Source organism: Vreelandella arcis (assembly GCF_900103865.1).
GTDB lineage: Bacteria > Pseudomonadota > Gammaproteobacteria > Pseudomonadales > Halomonadaceae > Vreelandella > Vreelandella arcis.
In genome coordinates this window covers 172,900-191,165 of record NZ_FNII01000009.1, presented here as the reverse complement: position 1 = coordinate 191,165, position 18,266 = coordinate 172,900, and the positions used below count along the sequence as shown (strand labels likewise).

Genomic DNA, 18,266 nt, shown 5'->3' with positions numbered 1-18,266 from the left:
CGGGAGCCAAAGCCCCCTTTCTCCCGTAGGACGTATGCGGTATTAGCCTGAGTTTCCCCAGGTTATCCCCCACTACCGGGTAAATTCCTATGCGTTACTCACCCGTCCGCCGCTCGTCAGCATCCAGCAAGCTGGATCTGTTACCGCTCGACTTGCATGTGTTAGGCCTGCCGCCAGCGTTCAATCTGAGCCATGATCAAACTCTTCAGTTTAAGATCGATGTGGTTCTTACCTGCCGCTCGAAAGTGGCAGAAGCGAACCAAGCTTGGCTCAAGGTTCAAACGAATTCATTCAAACTGTTGTTTAAAAACTTTCGTTCTCATGACCGCTTGCCTTGATATTCGGTGATTTATCACCCTCATCGGCAAGCGCCCACATGAATTACCTGATCAAATTATTAAAGAGCTGTTGAAGTGCGTTGCCTTCAACGTGGTGCGTATAATACGCGTTTTTTTTTCAGGGTCAACCGCCACCTACATAATTTCTCACCAATAGCGATTTCGCCAATGACTCTTGTGCAAAGACTAGGCTTTTAGCGGCATGGCCCAGCATGAAATATCGCATTCTAGGCCCTACATATTAGCGATCCAGACGACTCAATAAATCAGTGCGCCGGTCAGTGGATACGAAAGCCGCCTCTATTGCATTTCGGGTTAATTGATCAAACACCTCTTCAGACCAACCAAAGGCGTCAGCACATGCAACATGGTTGGCCAGCATGCCACCACCGAAATACGCGGGGTCATCGGAGCTGATGGTGACGTTAAGCCCTTCGTCCAATAGCTCGGGTAAAGGATGGTCGCGCAAGTCATCCACCACCTTCAGACACACATTGGATAGCGGACACACCGTCAACACGACATTGTCACGACGAAGACGCTCCACCACGTCACTGCTTTCCAGACAACGTACGCCGTGATCAATACGCTCTACGTCCAGGAGATCAAGGGCTTGGGTAATGTAGGCCGACGGGCCTTCTTCACCGGCATGGGCTACACGCGCGAGCCCGATTTCCTTGGCACGCTGAAAGAGTGATGTGAATTTTTCCGGCGGATGGTCACGCTCGGCACTATCCAGGCCTATCGCATCAATCAACTTCCAGTAGGGTGCGGCCTGTTCAAGCACATGCAGGGCCTCATCGGCGGGGCGATCGCGCAAAAAGGCCATGATCATTCCAACCGAGAAATCCATGGACTGCTCAGCCTCCTGCTTGGCTTTCAACAGGCCGCCCATGACCACCTCCAACGGCACGCCCCGCTGTAGATGCGCCTGGGGATCAAAATGCATGTCAATATGCACAACACCCTCCCGGCGGGCTCGATGGAAATAATCCATGGCCAGATCATAAAAATCCGCTTCAGTGCGAAGCACATTCATGCCCTGGTAATAAAGGTTCAGAAACTCCTGCAGATTATTAAAATCGTAGGCGTCTTTTGCTTCTTGTACGTTGGCATAGGGCAACTCAATACCGTTGCGCTGGGCCAAAGCAAACATCAACTCGGGTTCGAGCGACCCTTCAATATGTAGATGGAGCTCTACTTTGGGAAGTTGACGCAAAAAGTCGTGCATACGGGGCTCCTTGGTAAACATGCGACGAAAATAAGCAAACCGCTGATTAGCTTCCGTCAATGGGCATCGCACTAAGCTTACCTGCATCAAGGTGCCAGTGGTAATCGATACGTGGCAATAAGTCAGGTTGGTCGATTTGATGGACAAAATAGATGACCGTTCTGCCGGCCAGCCAACGATCAAGCGAGGTGGCGACATACCGAGCGGTCACCTCGTCTACGCTGGCAAAGGGCTCATCAAGGATCACCACATCAGGGTCACGCAGCATCAGCCGCGCCAAGGCAACCCGCCGCGCCTGCCCTCCCGACAGCTGCTGCCCCTTTTCACCCACTGGGGTATCAAGCGCCTTAGGCAGTTGCTGTACCCAGTCTGCCAAGGCCACGTCGCCAAGCACCTGCCAAAGTCGCTCGTCAGTGGCTGACGGATCCGCAATGCGTAAATTTTCGGCCAGTGAATCATCAAATAAATCCACCTGTTGCGTCAGCATTGCCATGTGCTCTGCACGATACGTCATCGATAATTCAGTCGGCACCTTGCCCAGCACATGGACAGCCCCACGCGTCGCGGCTAGACGCCCCATGAGCAGCGACGCTAGTGTGGACTTGCCCGCCCCCGACATCCCCGTAATGACGGCTCGTTTACCGGCAGGAAGATGAAAAGTGACATCGTCCAGCGCCAGATCGAGTGCGTCTGGGTAGCGAAGCGATACCTGCTCGAACGACACACCACGATCAGATAGCGTGCTGCCGGCAGGCGCCGCCATGGACGCAGCGTCAGCCTGGGCGAGCTTATTCAGTCGCTCGGCAGCAGCAAAACTTGCCCCCAAGCGTACAAACGCATTCGGTAGTACGCTGAACGCTTCATTCACCCCCAACGCCATCAGTACCGCCATGACCACAATGGGGCCTGCCACCAGGCCTTGCACAAATATCTCGCCAGCCACCCAAAGCACGGCTAACGCGACCAGACTGGTAACCGCCGCCACCAAAGCATTACCAAGCGCCAGCCTGGAACCCACCAGGCGCTGATTGTGCAACGCCTTATGCTCATGCGAGTCCACGATGCGGCGATGCCAATGATGGCTACGGTAGCTGGTCAATTCGGCGCTCCCCTGGACCTGGTCGACTACTAGGTGGCGCAGCACTTCCTGGTTCGCGACGTGACGATAGCTTTGCCGCCACCCCCAGGCTGCCAGCCCCAGGGTAGTGACCAGCCAGAGCAGACTCAGCACAACCGTCAAGAAAAGAGCGACACCGGGAAGCCAAATAGCAATAAAAGCGACGATGACCGCACTGCCCAGCAAGGCAACCAGTGGCGGTATAAGCACCCGCAGATAGAAATTATCTAAGGTATCAATGTCCGTCGTGAGCCGCGTCAGCCAGTCACTTGCCCGCTGTCGGCCCAGGGTCAAATCATCCAGTCGGGTCAATTGGCCAAAGACGTGAAAGCGCAATTCAGCCAGCAACGCCAGCACGCTGTTATGGTTATAAACCCGCTCTACATAGCGCGAGACGGTACGCGACAAGGCAAAGAAGCGGATGCCACCACCGGGTACGTAGACATCGAGCGATACGGAAAGCCCGAGCGCAAGGGCAATGCCGGTTAATGCACTGGCAGTAATGAACCACCCGGATAAACCGAGCAGTGCAACACCGGACAGAAAGGTGATGCCGGCAAGCAAAGCCCCCAGCATCAGGGCGCGACGACGTCGGGTCAGCAGACGCAGCCAGGGTAAAAACTGGCGATAGACTTTACTCAAGCGAGCACCTCCTGAAGCTGGCCATTGACCACGCGAAGATGACGACTCGCCGCCGCGATGACCGCAGGATGGTGAGTGGCGACGACAAGCGTGCGCCCTTCTCTTGCCCAGTCTAACAAGGCCTCAACGACCGCTTTTTCCGTGGCGCTATCGAGCCTGGCGGTAGGTTCATCAAGCAGCACCAAGGGCGCACTACTCAGGTAAACGCGCGCCAGGGCAAGCCGCTGCGCCTGTCCACCGGACAAGCCCACCCCGCGTTCGCCAAGCAGGGTGTCCAGCCCTTGCGGTAGCGCGTTCAGCACCTCGTTCAATCCCGCACGGGTTAACGCCGACTGCATGGCCTCATGCGTCGCTTCAGGGTCAGCCAAACGCAGGTTGTCGGCCAGACTGCCCTGCAGAAGACATGGCTGCTGATCCAGCCAGGCGACCTGGTTCGTCGCCGCATGACGACACTCGCCCTGGCTCGCGCCAACAAAGCCTGCCAGCAACGCCAAAAGCGTTGACTTTCCGCTACCCGACTCGCCGCTAACCGCCACCACATCACCATGCCGTAAAATCAGATCCAACGAGCCCAGCACGACACCACGGGCGGCATAGCTGACCTCAACGCCTTCAAGCTCTACCAGCGCCTCTGGATCTTGAGTGGCAGGCGGAGAAGCGGTTCTCATTACCGGCGGCTGATTGAGCGTATTGACGATACTCTCTGCCGCACCTAATGCCGCTGCACGGTCGTGGTAGTGCATGGAAAGCGTGCGCAACGGCTGAAAAAACTCCGGCGCCAGCAGCAGCACGGCCAGCCCGGAAAAAAGCGTCAGCGAAGGCGCGGGGCCGTACTCGATGTAGCCCAGCAGGCCAAAGCCCACATACATGGCCACCACGGCGATGGCCACCGACGAGAAAAACTCGAGGACTGCCGATGACAGAAAAGCCAGCTTCAGCGTGCGCATACTCAAGCGGCGATAGTGATCGGCCGCCTGCCACACAGCTTCCTGGGCTGCGACCGTATGACCGAAAAGCTGGAGCGTGGTAATCCCGCGTACGCGGTCGATGAAATGTGCCGACAGTCTGGCCACCGCTGCGAACTGATCACGGTTCATGCGCTCAGCCCCCATGCCGACCAGAGCCATAAACAACGGTATCAGCGGTGCCGCCAGCAATAGAAAAATGGCCGCCAGGTAATCCAGCGAAACCACCACCGCAAGGATGACCAGGGGCACCCATACGGTAATCCGCATTTGCGGATGGAAACGCGCAAAATAGCCGTCCAGGGCGTCAATATGCTCGACGGCCTGGGCGGCGATGGCGCCGCTTTGCTGAGTGGTCAACCAGACGGGCCCTAGCGCCGTGACCTTGTCCAGCAGTTGTGAGCGCGCGTAACGTCTTATCCGTAGGCTGGCATCCAGACTCAGACGCTCAGATGCCCATTGGCAAAGCGCTCTCACGACAACGGCGACGGCCAACAGAATGAAAACTAACGATAAATCACGGGGAGCACGATCATGCACCACCAGTTGATCGATCAACCATGCAAGGCCCGTGACAATGAATACGGTCTGAAAACCTGCCAGACTACCGAGGAACGCCGCGCCCCTCAGTCGCTTGCGCTCCAACGATGCAAGCGACTGCAACCAGCGGCGCGGCGTTAACCCGTTTTGCTCAGATGTCGAGGCCATGGGCTCAGTGATAGCCCTCTCCAACACGCACCTTGCCGCGGAATACCCAGTACGTCCATGCCGTGTAGGCCAGCACGATGGGAATGACAAACAGCACGCCGATGAGCAGGAAGAGCTGCGATTCCGGTGCCGAGGAGGCATCCCAGATTGTGTAGTTGGGCGGCACGATGACCGGCCACTTGCTCGCGATCAGTCCCAAATAGGTGAAGATGAACAGTCCTAACGAGGCGACAAACGGCAGGCCTTCTTCCTGACGCTTAACGGCCCGGTAGAGGACATAGGCACACACCATGGCAAGGATCGGGAACACCCAGATCAGATGGATCTGATTGAGCCAACGATCGCGCACTTCAGGGCTTACCAAGGGCGTCCATAGACTGACGATGCCAAATACGACCAGCACCGCCACCAACAGCTTGGGTGTGATGCGATAGGCCCACTGCTGAACATAGCCCTCAGACTTGAGGATCAACCAGGTAGCCCCCAAAAGAGCATAGCCCGCCATCAAGCCCAGACCGGTCAGCACGGAAAACGGCGTTAGCCAGTCGAGGGCGCCGCCCACATACACAAAGTCTTCAACGGCAAAGCCCTGGATATAGGCGCCGACCACGGCCCCCTGCGCAAAGGCAGCAACCGCCGACCCGCCGCAGAATGCCCGGTTCCACCAATGGCGGTTTTTCTTGGATTTGAAACGAAACTCAAAAGAGATGCCGCGGAAAATCAATCCGGCCAACATCAAAAACACTCCGATATAAAGCGCCGGCAGGAACACCGAGTAAACCAGAGGGAAGGCGCCCAGTAGCCCGGCACCGCCAAGAACCAGCCAGGTTTCATTACCGTCCCACACCGGCGCGACCGAGTTCATCATCACATCTCGCGATTCGTCGTCGGGCGCGAAGGGAAACAATATCCCCAGCCCCAAATCAAAACCGTCCATGATCACGTACATGATAACGCCGAATCCGATAATGCCGGCCCAGATTATTGCAAGGTCAAGGCTGATCATTTGCTCGCTCCTTCAAAATCACCATCGAACGGCGTATGGGCCGCTGAGAAAGGCCGTTTTGCCCGCTCAACTTCGCCGGTCACTTCCGCAGTACCGGGAAGCATGCCGTTACGTACCACACGGGTCAGGTAGTAAATACCTACCCAGAACACGACGGTATACACCGCGACGTATCCAATCAGGGTAAAGAGCGCCATTCCCCCGGTGAGCGAAGGCGTCAGCCCCTGGGCATGAGTCATGACACCGTATACCAACCAGGGCGCCCGCCCCGCTTCGGTAACAACCCAGCCGGCAAGCACGGCAATGAAGGGTGAAACAATCATGCCCACCAGCGTCTTGAGATAGAACGGTGATTGGAAGACACGCCCTTTCCGGCGTAACAACAGGCCCGCAATCGCCACACCGATCATCAACATGCCGATCGCCACCATCACGCGGAATGACCAGAACACCAGCGCCACAGGGGGCTGTTCGTCAGGGGCCACTTCGCTGACGCCAGGTATTTCACCGTCGGCGCTGTGCGTGAGTATGATGCTTGCAAGGCTAGGAATGCCGATTTCAAAATGGTTGGTCTGCGCCTCTTGGTCGGGAAGCGCGAATAGCAGAAGCGGAACGTTGGACCCGGTTTCCCAGTTACCTTCCATGGCCGCCACTTTGGTCGGCTGATGCTCGAGCGTATTCAGGCCGTGGAAATCGCCGATGACAGCCTGCGCGGGCGCCAGGAACAAAAGCAGCCACAGGCACATCGAGAGCGCTTTTTTATTCGCCTCCACGTCGCGATCACGCAACAGGAACCAGGCACTGACACCCGCCACCACGAAACCACCGGTCAGGAAGGACGCCATTACCATATGGGCGAAGCGGTACCAGAAGGATGGGTTGAAAATTGCCGCCATCCAGGAGGTGATATGGAAGTGACCATCGATCATTTCATAGCCGCTAGGCGTCTGCATCCAGCTGTTGGCTGACAGTATCCAGAACGACGAGATAAACGTGCCCACTGCTACCATGATAGCGGCAAAAAGGTGTACCCCTTCGGGCACTTTGCCACGACCGAAGAGCAAGACACCGAGGAAGGCCGCCTCCAAGAAAAACGCGGTCACTACTTCATAGCTGAGCATCGGCCCCAGGAAATTAGACGTCGCATAAGAGAAATTGCTCCAGTTAGTACCAAACTGGAACGACATCACAATGCCGGTTACCACGCCCATACCGAACACGACGGCAAACACCTTGGTCCAAAACAGTGCCAGACGATCCCAAGCCTGATTGTCCGTTTTATAGAACAGGCCGTGCAGCAAAGCGATATAAGACGCTAGACCGATCGTAAACACAGGGAAGATGGCGTGAAAGCAAACAACAAACGCGAATTGTATTCGCGAGAGTAACAGCGGATCGAGCTCCATAATTCGCTCCTAAGACCTGATTGGATTTCCCCTCTTGCGAGGGCTTAAAACCAGCTTAGTAGAGCCGCTATCGGTCACGCTTTATTCTTGTAAATACTAAGCTTATTGGTCAACTACCCATCAAGTTTACAGCTTAGTCGGCTTAGATGCGGCATGAGTTTGGGGTTTTCGATGTGTCGCGTTGACGCAGGTCAATTTTTAAGGCTTAGGTGGGGTGTTTCCATAAAATTAGTAACTTAAGCGAACACGACCAAGCTCACCATATAGCCAGTGTAGGCAATAAACAGCGCCAACAACCCCCCACCCTCAAAGCGGTTGATGCGCCGCGGGCGGCCCCGCCAGGAAAACGCAAACAACATCATAAGTACGGTCATGACCAGCATGACGCCCCAATCACGCTGAAGTACCTCTTGCCCGGTTTCAATCGGCGCGATGACACCGGCCAAACCGACCACCGCAAGGCTGTTAAACAAATTAGAACCCACGACGTTACCCAGCACCATATCGTGCTCATTACGCCTAAGCGCGGTAATCGACGACGCTAATTCGGGTAAAGACGTGCCAATGGCCACTACCGTCAAACCAATAATCAGATCGCTTACGCCAAAACGCACGGCGATCTCCACCGCCCCCCACACCAGCAGGCGCGAGCTAACGATTAACAGCACTAACCCCACCAGGGTCCACATAATCGCTTTGCCGCGCGACATGGGCTTGTTATCCAGCGTTTCGGCCACTTCCGCAACAAGCGCATCATCTTGCTGGCCCCGTGAGCGTACAACACTAACAATGATGAATATTAACAGCGCCAGCAATAAACAGGCCGCTTCCCAGCGAGCTACCCACCCATCTAACAGCATTAACCCAGTGACCAGCATCACCACGAGCAACAGTGGTATTTCTTTACGAACAACGCTTGAATGCACAGCCAACGGAGCCAGCAAAGCCACAAAGCCCAGCACCAAGCCGATATTGGCAATATTGGAGCCATACGCATTCCCCACCGCCAAGCCGGGGTTACCCTGCATCGCTGCTAATACCGACACCATCATTTCCGGAGCTGAGGTACCAAAACCAATCACCAACATACCGATTAACAAAGGCGATAGCCCCAGCCAACGGGAGGTTGCTGCCGCACCGTCGATAAATTTTTCAGCACTCCATATAAGCAATACCAGACCAACGACAACGGCGATTAGAGCAAGTAACATGGGGTTCCCTTTGATGGCGTATTCTAAACACGCACATGATAGAGCGTATCTCAAGTGACTGATAGCGCTTTCATTGGCACCATCAGCGGCGGCGATGATTGTCCAATCACCGCTTGAGGTCAACGTCGATTGGATGAACAAGTCGTTAATTTTACCTAAGAATTGACAGACTAATCGCTAACAGCGTATTGCTTTGACCTCAACACGTTAGAGAGACCTCTATTTGTCCCAACACTGGTTCCCTAAAACACCTACGTTGCCGGTCAATGCGCCATTAGTTGACCAACAACCTCCCGAGGCCCGTACTCAACGGCGACGCCTGCGCGCCTGCCATGAATGCGACTGGGTATCGGCGCTACCACCGCTAAAATCAGGTGAGAAAGCGAGCTGCCCACGCTGCTCGCATGTATTAGTGAAACGTAATCGCTATCCTGCCCAGCGCAGTATGGCGCTTGCTGTCGCGTCGCTTATCGCCCTTTTGCTAGCCGCTTCTTATCCATTCGTCAGCTTTAGCTATAGCGGTGTGAGCAACCGTATCGAACTGTCCGAAACGGCCAGCACGCTGATCGCGTTTCATCAACCTGTGGTGGCCATAGGGGTCATCATGACCATTGTCGTATTACCCGCCGTTTATTTGATAGGCATTGTGTGGCTGCAATTTGGTTTATTACGTAATGACCCTCTGCCGTTTAGTCGCTCAACGGCACGTTCATTAAGCCACCTAACCCCCTGGATGATGGCGGACGTCTTTATTGTTGGCGCCTTAGTAAGCTTAATCAAAGTCGCAGGGCTTGCCGATATTGAGCTTGGATTATCCTTCTGGGCTTTTTGCACCTTTGCCATTTTATTGCTGATGACGGTGCAATCTATTGACGCAGATTGGATGTGGTTTGCCTTGGAAGGCGAACCCCTCGCCCCTGAAGGAACCCAAACAGGTATGTCTGCTGCGGCCCAGCAACTGACCAGTTGCCCCACCTGTGGCCTGATTAATCGTTTATCGCCCGATGGCAAACAGTATTGTTTGCGCTGTCGCGAAAAACTACATCCCCGTTTACCCCACAGCGTGCAGCGAACCTGGGCGCTACTCGCCGCGGCCACGGTCATGTATATTCCTGCTAACGTATACCCCATTATGACCACGACCAGCTTGGGCAATAGCTCGCCATCAACGATCGTCGGCGGCATCGTCGAACTGATGCAAGGAGGTTCCTGGCCAATAGCCGGGGTTATTTTTGTCGCCAGCATCATTGTTCCCGTTGGCAAGCTATTTGCTCTGGCCTGGCTATGTAGCGTTGCCAACCGAAGCCATGCATTGAATGCTCAAACGCGGACAACACTCTACCGGATCACTGAATTTATTGGCCGCTGGTCGATGGTCGATGTCTTCGTGGTAGCGATTCTGGTGGCCCTCATTCGCGCCGATTCGTTAATGACGATTAACCCAGGCCCTGCCGCGCTTGCCTTTGGGTCGGTCGTAGTCTTAACCATGCTGGCTGCCATGTCGTTCGACCCTCGCTTACTATGGGATGCACCTATCAAAAAATACCCAGGACGAAACGCCGCCCGAAAGGAAGTGATTGATGGCAAATGAAGACAACGCCGGCTCCAACGAGCCACAGAAAGATGCCGCCATGCATCGAGCTAAACCGAGCCCCCAAACACGGCTTTCGCCTATTTGGATTGTCCCCATTGTCGCTTTGATTATCGGCTTATGGCTGGTATACGACAACTACTCCACTCGGGGCACGATGGTGACCCTAACGATGGAAAATGCCGAGGGGATTGAAGCAGGTAACACCCTTATTCGCAGTCGGAACGTTGAAATTGGCCGAGTACAGAGCGTTCGGCTTTCCGATGATCTTTCTCAAGCGGTGTTACGCGCACGCATTCAACCGGAAGCGGAAGCTATGCTGCGTGAAGATAGTAGCTTCTGGGTGGTTAAACCGCGTATTGGGCGCGAAGGAATTAGCGGACTAGGTACAGTTCTTTCCGGTGCCTATATCCAACTCCAACCTGGTTCTTCGTCCGAGCCTCAACGGGAGTTCGACGTTAGAGATACGCCACCTGTTGCCCCACCAGGGGTAGCTGGCTTGCAAATTAGCCTCATCAGCCAACTGGGTAATTCATTGCGCGTAGGCGATCCGGTCTCTTACCAAGGCTTCACCGTCGGCCGGATAGAAGAAACTCGCTTTGATTCAGCGTCACGCACCATGCACCATCAAGTATTTATTGAAGAGCCCTACGCGCAGTTGGTAACCGAAAGTACGCGCTTTTGGAGTTCTAGCGGGATTGATTTCCGCATAGATGCCGACGGTGTACGCGTCAACGTTGAATCCATTGAGGCACTCGTCGGTGGCGGCGTGACCTTTGGCGTCCCGGAAGACCTGCCGATGGGACGGCCCGTCGATAACGACACACGCTTTGAACTCTACAATGACGAAGAAAGCGCTCGACAAGGCACCTTTGACCGTTATCTGGAGTATGTATTGCTTGTCGACGACACCGTACGCGGGCTCTCCAAAGGGGCGCCCGTGGAGTTTCGCGGCGTTCGTCTTGGTACTGTGGCATCTGTACCCTGGAATTTTACAGCCCCCCAGCCGGACTCACGAGAACGCTTTGCTATTCCTGTATTGATTCGCATTGAGCCACAACGACTGGGTATCGAGAACACTGACGTCGATTTGGATGAATGGGATGCACGCCTCAAGCGGATGTTCACGCTTGGGCTGCGCGCTTCGCTCAAAAGCGGAAGCCTGCTGACCGGCGCGATGTTTGTGGACTTAAATTTTCGGCGTGAATTGGCGTCTCAATACGTCCCCGAGTCTTTTGCTGACCGCATCGTCTTCCCCACGGTTTCGGGCGGCTTTGCGCAAATCCAAGCGCAAGTGACCGAGCTATTAGAAAAACTAAACACACTCGAAATTGAACCGTTGTTAACCGGGCTTGATCGTAATTTACAGTCGTCTGAGTCAGTGCTTGAAGAAGTACGTAATGTGAGTGAATCGCTCAACCAACTGCTCAACGATCCTGAAACCCAGTCATTGGGTACCAACGTAAATCGCACGCTTGAAGAGCTGCAGAAGACCCTGGAAGGTTTGTCTCCGGAATCCGCCGCCTATCAGGAGCTTACCTCGACAATTGACCGGCTAGACCGGGTAATACGTGATGTCCAGCCGCTGGCCCGCACGCTTAGCGATAATCCGCGCGCACTACTGTTCGACAATGTCAAAACCGAAGACCCCATACCTCGCGCACCACGCGAGTAAGGACACACAATGCGTTATCTATCTCGAAAACTGGTTGTGATGTTACTACTGCCGCTTTTGCTCAGCGCCTGTGCCAGCAACACGCCTTCAGCGAGTCGCTACGTGTTACCGGGTGGGCAGTTATCAAGCCCGCCAAGCGTGCCGGAAGGCACCCTTGAGGTGACAAAGCCACGCTTACCTCACTATCTGGATGTCGAAGGTATTGTCATGCAAACCGATGATATTACCTTACGGGAGGCAAACGACCATCAGTGGGCAGAAGCCCTGGGCAGGCAGTTGGAGCACGGGCTCCGCGCCCGGCTGTCAAATGCACTACCCTCATGGCGCATCGTGCACGATGCGTCTGGCGACGCGGGAGCGCTCACGCTACGCTTAGAGGTAGACAAATTTCAGGGACGCCATGATGGGCTTGCCATCGCCAGTGGTCAGTGGCAACTGCTCAACCAGCAGGGCGATGTACTGGCGATGGAAACCTTCGATGCCGATACACCACTTGAGGAAGATGGTTACCCTGCCCTTGTTCGAGCCCTGGGCAAAAGCTGGGATACCGTAGGTGAGCAGATTTCCCAGGCAATAAAGAACGTTCGCCAGAATGGTTAAGCCACAAACAAAGGGAGTTGCACGGCAATGACGGACACGGCTCAACAATCGGATAGCTGTCTTGAAGCGGTTAGAACGCTCTGCCAAACAATTGGAACATTACTTGACCAGCCTGCCACCGAATCGCTGCTGATAACGGCCATGAATAATCATCAGATTGTTCACCAAGCACTAACCGCAGATACGCCATCGGCCGCGACACTAGCCGCGCTGGCTCGAACCGAACAATTTATTATAGTCTCGGCCGATGCGTATTATCGCCAGCTACCCAGTGATGCTGCGACGTCACTCAACGAAACTGCCCGAATGACGCTGTTTGGCAACCGCTTGATTGCCCTCGACGGCATTGGACCAGCGACGGCAAAACAACTATTTGAGCGAGGTATTTTTACCCCCGAGCAGTTATTTGCCCTACCTGATAACGCGCTTGAGGCGCTTGACCTGCCACCCGCTTCTCGCGCCCGTATTACTACGTTGCATCATGCCCATCACGTCTCTACACCAGACTGATCTTTTATAGCATGATATAGTGTTTACTCAATTAATCGTTCGTTATGAGTGAATCTCGTCACTGGTCACAATTGTTCCTTCTCCCACGTCGACAAACAGCATAATTCGTCGACTCAAAAAAAGTGGCTGGCCATTGTTATCTTCAATTCATCACGGTTATTAGCGTCCACAAAACGCCTCATCATCTTCAATCACTTAACAGTGCGCTGTTTAACGATGCCGGGAGCAAGCGTTATTCGCCGCTGGGAGAACGCATGAACTTTTCTGATCTCGGCCTCGACGCCGATTTGCTTCGCGCGGTAACCACCCAAGGCTATCGCGAGCCGACACCTATTCAACGTCAAGCTATCCCCGTGGTGTTGCAAGGCCGTGATTTACTTGCCAGCGCACAAACCGGCACTGGCAAAACCGCCGGCTTTACCCTCCCCATGCTGCAACGTTTATCGGCCGGAAAACCCGCTGCTAAACGTCAAGTTCGGGCTTTAGTGTTAACCCCAACCCGCGAGCTCGCAGCCCAGGTCGGAGAAAGCGTGACCACGTATGGTCAACATCTCTCCCTGCGGTCACACATTATTTTTGGTGGAGTGGGTCAACAACCGCAGGTCGACGCACTCAAGCGCGGCCTCGACATCTTGGTCGCGACACCAGGGCGGCTGCTCGACTTACAGCAGCAGGGGCACGTTGACCTTTCCAGCGTTGAAATTCTCGTCTTGGACGAAGCCGATCGTATGCTCGACATGGGCTTTATTCATGACATCAAACGGCTACTCAAGCTGGTTCCCAGCAAGCGCCAAACGCTGCTCTTTTCGGCAACATTTTCGAATGAAATCCAAACCCTGGCACAGCAATTTCTAAGCGACCCGGAACTGATCGAAGTTGCCCCGCGTAACACCACGGCCGAAAAAATCGCTCAATCGGTCTATCGGGTTGATCGGGAGAAGAAACGCGAACTGCTGGCGCACCTCATCAAGCAACACCAGTGGTATCAAGTGCTGGTCTTTACGCGTACCAAGCACGGCGCTAACCGCTTGGCGGAGCAATTATCCAAGCAAGATATCCCCGCCATGGCCATTCATGGTAATAAGAGTCAGGGGGCACGTACCCGTGCGCTTGGGGCGTTTAAAAGCGGCGACCTGCAAGTATTGGTGGCCACCGATATCGCCGCACGCGGTCTCGATATCAACGAGCTGCCTCACGTTGTCAACTTTGAACTGCCCAACGTCGCAGAAGATTACGTGCACCGGATTGGTCGCACGGGTCGGGCGGGTAGCAATGGCGAAGCGATTTCGTTGGTATGCGTCGATGAACACGATTTATTGCGCGGCATTGAGCGGCTTATTAAACAAACGCTGCCCAAGCACATAGAGCCTGGTTTTGAACCCGACCCGAACGCCACGCCGCAGCCTATCGAAAATGGCCGTCGGCAACCGAACAATGCCCGTAGCCAACGTAAACCTCGTAAGCCAAACGAACGCGATGCGGCGGCACCCAAGCGTCGCGCTCGCCGCTAGTACAGCGTAAAAACAATGTGCGCTGTTAGCGCTTTACTCAATTGTTAGTTAAGCACCTGTTTTCATGGAGTGATCATGGCGTCTTCTCAACTTATTGCGCAATACCGTCAGTGGCAAACGTTCCAGCGTCAAGAACAATTAAGCCGAGAGCATTTAGGCGTTGTACAACGCTTAGAGGAAGCTCGCGCTTCATCGACCCAAGTGGTTCAAGCGTATCGCAGCATGGCGGAAAAAGCCTCAACGGAAGGTGCATGTTATCGCACGCTTTTTTTACGCAAGCGGGATGATCAAAATGCCCTGCCGTGCGAAGGCTGGCTGTTTGTCCGCCGAGTACTCAGCGAGGGTAATAGCACTCGGGTAAGGGTTACCCTGCTTGAAACGTTCACGCTGGAAAATGGGGCGATGGAGCCTGGCGACAAAACCGCTCGCAAACTGACCCTGGAAATTTTTGATCAGGTGCAAATGGACAAGGGCATGAGAACCAGCGTACGTGTCGACTGCCTGGACACGCCTGAGGATTATCACTTTATTACGCTGTTAGATGCCGTTCGCGGAGACTTACGCCCCTATTTAAAATAAGACACGCTTATGAGGGCAAGTCACACCGTATTTATTGCGTTAATGATCATCGTTGGGCTCAACCTTCGCCCTGCGATGTCATCGGTCGCGCCGCTACTGAATCGCTTACAGGAAGTGGCTGGACTATCGGCCGCGTCTGCAGGTGTGCTCACTACGTTGCCAGTGCTTTTTTTGGGGCTGGCTGCACCGCTTGCCCCTATGCTTGCACGGCGTATCGGCATGGAGCGTGCCTTAAGCGCTGCCCTTTGCTTGCTGATGATCGGCCTCATACTGCGTGGTCTGCCTCTCCCGGGTGTGCTGTTCATTGGTTCAGCGCTTTCTGGCGCCGCCATTGGCCTGTCAGGCACCCTGTTGCCCGCTTTAGTAAAACGCCAGTTACCCCAAAGCGCCGACTTGCTTACCGGCCTGTATACCATGGCCTTGTGCTCGGGCGGTGCATTAGGGGCCGGGCTTAGTGTTCCACTCACCCACTATCTAGGCAGTTGGCAGGCAAGTTTAATGAGCTGGGCGCTACTTGCATTCGTGGCGCTGGTGTTATGGGGTATTTACATGCCCCACACAAAGACCTCTGTCTCCCCTTCGACAACGGCTCATACCGGGGCACTTAAACTGCTGAGACAGCCATTGACGTGGTACGTCATGCTATTTATGGGCATCCAATCCTCGATGGCCTACATCGTGTTTGGATGGCTACCGACGCTATTGGTATACCGCGGCTATGACGAAGCCACTGCCGGATGGACCATGGCCATCTCAATTCTTTGCCAGCTTGCCTCTGCGCTTACTGCGCCTTGGCTGGCACGACTTGGACGTGACCAACGTCCGGCGTTACTCTGCGTTTTGTTGTGCACCGCCTGCGGCCTATGGATGCTGCTCATTGCGCCGTTAAGCTGGCAATGGCCGGGCGCGATGTTGTTGGGGTTAGGCCAAGGCGGGAGTTTTAGCTTGGCGCTCAGCCTTTTAGTCTTGCGCACGGCAAACGCCCGGTTATCAGGCCAACTTTCAGGGCTAGTGCAAGGTGGGGGCTATACCATCGCCGCCCTTGGCCCCTTCGGGGTCGGGCTGTTACTGCAAAATGAGACCAGTGGTGCCCACATCGCCTGGATACTGATTGGACTGCTGGTATTATGCAGTGGGTTTGCCATGCTCGCCGGGCGCAAACGCTGCCTCGATGATGGATCGGGCCAGCTTTTAGTCCATAGCGATTGATATATTGACTGCTTAAACAAGGAGATGCCGTGAGCGCCCCTTCTTCTCAGCCAACACCTGAGGCGCCCCACCCTAGCGTATTGATTATCTACACGGGTGGTACGCTCGGCATGCGTGCCGGTCGCCATGGGCTGACGCCCGCGGGCGACATTGAATCACGGCTAACCCATGCTTTAGGCCAGTTGCCACTTTCTCAACAGCAGGCGCTACCTCCCTATGAGGTTTTCAGTTATCCCGATTTAATTGATTCAAGTGCCATCACTCCCGGACACTGGACACAGCTGGCCAATGATATTGCTCAGCGTATCGCCGACTATCAAGGTGTTGTGGTGATTCACGGCACCGATACGCTGAGCTGGACAGCGGCCAGCTTGGCCTATCAACTCCAAGGGCTAGACCGAGCCGTTATTCTCACCGGCGCCATGCAGCCGCTCGAGGCCCCTGATAGCGATGCTCTCGACAACTTGTACGGCGCATTGCGCTGTGCACGCGAGCCTGGCATGCAAGAAGTGGCAATTTATTTTCACGGCAAATTGCTTCGCGGCGCGCGCGCGACCAAGCAGCACAGCGAAGCCGTCGATGCGTTTTCCAGCCCCAACTATCCATTGCTGGGCGAGCGAGTAGGCGATGACATTGTCCACTACCCCAGCCGGAGCCTCGCCGAGCAACAACGGGGCGCGCCACGTTTTGAACTACCGGACTACAACGCGCTCGGCGAAGGCGCCATTATTCGCTTGGCACTGTGGCCCGGCATCACCGCCTGGCAGTTAGCGGCTTGGCTAGACGACTCGCGCGTAAAGGGCGGGTTACTCCAGCTCTGGGGGGCTGGCAATCTACCGGACGACCCGTCGCTTCTAGCCGTTCTGGCAAAGGCCAGCGGCGAAGGCAAACTGCTGGCCGCCATCAGCCAATGTCCTCAAGGAAGCATCCACCTGGGTGCGTATGCGGCCGGCCAGGGGCTCCACGATGCCGGGGTTTTGTCCGGCGATGATATGACACCGGAAGCCGCGTTTGGCAAACTCGTGCACTTGGCGGCGCAGCCGCTGTCGGAAGACGACCGGCGGCAACGTTTCTTGATGCCTCTGGTCGGTGAGCGCTAATGGGTGAGCGTTTAACGCTGTTCTGGTAATCACCGCGTTACAAGCTAAGGTGAAAGCACACTCAGTGGATTAGGAGGTAGCGCTAATGGAAAAACCGGTTCATGCCTTTAGCGAACTGTTCGAACAACTAGGCCTTGCCTCGGATGCTGCGTCGATTGAGCGATTTATTCAACGCCACGCGCCGCTGCCGGACACGATGCCACTGGCCGAAGCGCCCTGCTGGAATGAAGGTCAAGCGGATTTTTTAAAACAAGCCGTTGAAGAAGATGCTGATTGGGCTGAAGTCGTCGACCACCTCGACGCTTCCATGCGCAAACCAGCGTAAAAACCTCCTCGCCGATGCCAAGTTCATCGCAAAATTCCCCATTGGCATCGGCAGCCTATACAGCGCAGATCACACCTGTAGTCGCGCTTCCACTCGATCAAGAATTTGCCGACTCACTTTGCTTACCAAGGGTGTGGCTGCCTTGTTCACGGCTTTTTCCATCAGGCGGTTGCCGATATCGTAGCTAAGCGTCAATGACACCTCGGTGCCTTCCGGCACCTCACGTAGATGGTAGCGACCTTGATTTTTCACCCCGCTGACCGAGTCCCAGGCAAGCATGTAAGGCGGCTTAACCTCGGTGATCGCCACATCAAATGTCCAATCCATACTTAGCGCCCGCACATGCCAGCGATAGCGTTCGTCGCCTAATGAATCGATAGCGGTAACCATGTCGGAATAATCGGCAAAGTCCTCAACACGCCTTAATAGTGAGAACACCCGCTCGGGTGGTGCTTTAACAATAGCGCTGTGTTCGATTGTGGCCATAACGGTCATCCCTTTAATTGAGCTCCAGCGTAGCATTTTCAGCTTACTCTGTGGGT

Annotated in this window: 16 protein-coding genes and 1 rRNA gene; 9 read left to right on the top strand and 8 right to left on the bottom strand. The window is 55.0% G+C overall.

Annotated elements, in window-relative coordinates:
• The 7 genes from BLR97_RS12755 to BLR97_RS12725 form a co-directional block, all read right to left on the bottom strand.
• Positions 1–212, bottom strand: a 16S ribosomal RNA gene (locus BLR97_RS12755); the annotation flags it as partial.
• 367 nt (positions 213–579) lie between these two features.
• Positions 580–1,569 (bottom strand): adenosine deaminase, encoded by a 990-nt coding sequence (locus BLR97_RS12750; protein ID WP_089706911.1) that lies wholly within the window; start codon positions 1,567–1,569, stop codon positions 580–582.
• A 46-nt stretch (positions 1,570–1,615) separates the two neighbouring features.
• Complete coding sequence (cydC, locus tag BLR97_RS12745; protein ID WP_089706910.1) at positions 1,616–3,328, bottom strand: thiol reductant ABC exporter subunit CydC; 1,713 nt, start codon at positions 3,326–3,328, stop codon at positions 1,616–1,618.
• Complete coding sequence (cydD, locus tag BLR97_RS12740; protein ID WP_089706909.1) at positions 3,325–5,001, bottom strand: thiol reductant ABC exporter subunit CydD; 1,677 nt, start codon at positions 4,999–5,001, stop codon at positions 3,325–3,327. Before cydD ends, cydC begins: the two co-directional genes overlap by 4 nt.
• Positions 5,002–5,005: 4 nt before the next feature.
• Entirely contained in the window at positions 5,006–6,007 is a 1,002-nt protein-coding gene (gene cydB / locus BLR97_RS12735; RefSeq protein WP_089706908.1) for a cytochrome d ubiquinol oxidase subunit II, read from the bottom strand.
• Positions 6,004–7,413, bottom strand: coding sequence for a cytochrome ubiquinol oxidase subunit I (locus tag BLR97_RS12730; RefSeq protein ID WP_089706907.1), 1,410 nt, complete (start codon positions 7,411–7,413; stop codon positions 6,004–6,006). The genes cydB and BLR97_RS12730 overlap by 4 nt, the downstream gene beginning before the upstream one ends.
• A gap of 236 nt (positions 7,414–7,649) precedes the next feature.
• Complete coding sequence (locus tag BLR97_RS12725; RefSeq protein ID WP_089706906.1) at positions 7,650–8,624, bottom strand: calcium/sodium antiporter; 975 nt, start codon at positions 8,622–8,624, stop codon at positions 7,650–7,652.
• Between the two features lie 223 nt (positions 8,625–8,847).
• Here BLR97_RS12725 and BLR97_RS12720 point away from each other — a divergent pair, with 223 nt between their 5' ends.
• The 9 genes from BLR97_RS12720 to BLR97_RS12680 all read left to right on the top strand — a co-directional run bounded on the left by BLR97_RS12720 (position 8,848) and on the right by BLR97_RS12680 (position 17,724).
• Positions 8,848–10,215 carry a paraquat-inducible protein A gene (locus BLR97_RS12720; protein WP_089706905.1) on the top strand — a complete coding sequence of 456 codons (1,368 nt, stop codon included), beginning with the start codon at positions 8,848–8,850 and terminating at the stop codon, positions 10,213–10,215.
• The gene (pqiB, locus tag BLR97_RS12715; protein WP_089706904.1) at positions 10,205–11,890 is read left to right on the top strand and encodes an intermembrane transport protein PqiB; all 1,686 of its coding nucleotides are present in this window, start codon (positions 10,205–10,207) and stop codon (positions 11,888–11,890) included. Before BLR97_RS12720 ends, pqiB begins: the two co-directional genes overlap by 11 nt.
• Before the next feature lie 9 nt (positions 11,891–11,899).
• Positions 11,900–12,490, top strand: a complete 591-nt coding sequence (locus tag BLR97_RS12710) for a PqiC family protein (protein ID WP_089706903.1) — start codon at positions 11,900–11,902, stop codon at positions 12,488–12,490.
• 27 nt (positions 12,491–12,517) lie between these two features.
• Positions 12,518–13,000 carry a helix-hairpin-helix domain-containing protein gene (locus tag BLR97_RS12705; protein ID WP_089706902.1) on the top strand — a complete coding sequence of 161 codons (483 nt, stop codon included), beginning with the start codon at positions 12,518–12,520 and terminating at the stop codon, positions 12,998–13,000.
• Positions 13,001–13,254: 254 nt separating this feature from the next.
• On the top strand, positions 13,255–14,511 hold the full coding sequence (locus tag BLR97_RS12700; RefSeq protein WP_089706901.1) for a DEAD/DEAH box helicase: 1,257 nt from the start codon (positions 13,255–13,257) through the stop codon (positions 14,509–14,511).
• A 75-nt stretch (positions 14,512–14,586) separates the two neighbouring features.
• A complete protein-coding gene (locus BLR97_RS12695; RefSeq protein WP_089706900.1) occupies positions 14,587–15,090 on the top strand; it encodes a hypothetical protein in 504 nt (167 codons plus the stop codon).
• A 9-nt stretch (positions 15,091–15,099) separates the two neighbouring features.
• Positions 15,100–16,299: a CynX/NimT family MFS transporter gene (locus BLR97_RS12690; protein WP_089706899.1), complete on the top strand. Its 1,200-nt coding sequence runs from the start codon at positions 15,100–15,102 to the stop codon at positions 16,297–16,299.
• A gap of 29 nt (positions 16,300–16,328) precedes the next feature.
• Entirely contained in the window at positions 16,329–17,399 is a 1,071-nt protein-coding gene (locus tag BLR97_RS12685; RefSeq protein ID WP_280140193.1) for an asparaginase, read from the top strand.
• Between the two features lie 85 nt (positions 17,400–17,484).
• Positions 17,485–17,724 carry a DUF2789 domain-containing protein gene (locus BLR97_RS12680; RefSeq protein WP_089706898.1) on the top strand — a complete coding sequence of 80 codons (240 nt, stop codon included), beginning with the start codon at positions 17,485–17,487 and terminating at the stop codon, positions 17,722–17,724.
• Between the two features lie 69 nt (positions 17,725–17,793).
• Here the strand turns inward: BLR97_RS12680 and BLR97_RS12675 are convergent, their stop codons facing one another.
• Positions 17,794–18,210, bottom strand: coding sequence for an SRPBCC family protein (locus tag BLR97_RS12675; RefSeq protein WP_089706897.1), 417 nt, complete (start codon positions 18,208–18,210; stop codon positions 17,794–17,796).
• Between the last annotated feature and the right edge of the window lie 56 nt (positions 18,211–18,266).

What these genes read in the sequence shown, in the direction of transcription:
- BLR97_RS12750 (WP_089706911.1), bottom strand. Translation starts at nt 1,569, where the DNA reads ATGCACGACTTTTTGCGTCAACTTCCCAAAGTAGAGCTCCATCTACAT.
- cydD (WP_089706909.1), bottom strand. Translation starts at nt 5,001, where the DNA reads ATGGCCTCGACATCTGAGCAAAACGGGTTAACGCCGCGCCGCTGGTTG.
- cydB (WP_089706908.1), bottom strand. Translation starts at nt 6,007, where the DNA reads ATGATCAGCCTTGACCTTGCAATAATCTGGGCCGGCATTATCGGATTC.
- BLR97_RS12730 (WP_089706907.1), bottom strand. Translation starts at nt 7,413, where the DNA reads ATGGAGCTCGATCCGCTGTTACTCTCGCGAATACAATTCGCGTTTGTT.
- BLR97_RS12725 (WP_089706906.1), bottom strand. Translation starts at nt 8,624, where the DNA reads ATGTTACTTGCTCTAATCGCCGTTGTCGTTGGTCTGGTATTGCTTATA.
- pqiB (WP_089706904.1), top strand. Translation starts at nt 10,205, where the DNA reads ATGGCAAATGAAGACAACGCCGGCTCCAACGAGCCACAGAAAGATGCC.
- BLR97_RS12710 (WP_089706903.1), top strand. Translation starts at nt 11,900, where the DNA reads ATGCGTTATCTATCTCGAAAACTGGTTGTGATGTTACTACTGCCGCTT.
- BLR97_RS12705 (WP_089706902.1), top strand. Translation starts at nt 12,518, where the DNA reads ATGACGGACACGGCTCAACAATCGGATAGCTGTCTTGAAGCGGTTAGA.
- BLR97_RS12700 (WP_089706901.1), top strand. Translation starts at nt 13,255, where the DNA reads ATGAACTTTTCTGATCTCGGCCTCGACGCCGATTTGCTTCGCGCGGTA.
- BLR97_RS12695 (WP_089706900.1), top strand. Translation starts at nt 14,587, where the DNA reads ATGGCGTCTTCTCAACTTATTGCGCAATACCGTCAGTGGCAAACGTTC.
- BLR97_RS12690 (WP_089706899.1), top strand. Translation starts at nt 15,100, where the DNA reads ATGAGGGCAAGTCACACCGTATTTATTGCGTTAATGATCATCGTTGGG.
- BLR97_RS12680 (WP_089706898.1), top strand. Translation starts at nt 17,485, where the DNA reads ATGGAAAAACCGGTTCATGCCTTTAGCGAACTGTTCGAACAACTAGGC.
- BLR97_RS12675 (WP_089706897.1), bottom strand. Translation starts at nt 18,210, where the DNA reads ATGGCCACAATCGAACACAGCGCTATTGTTAAAGCACCACCCGAGCGG.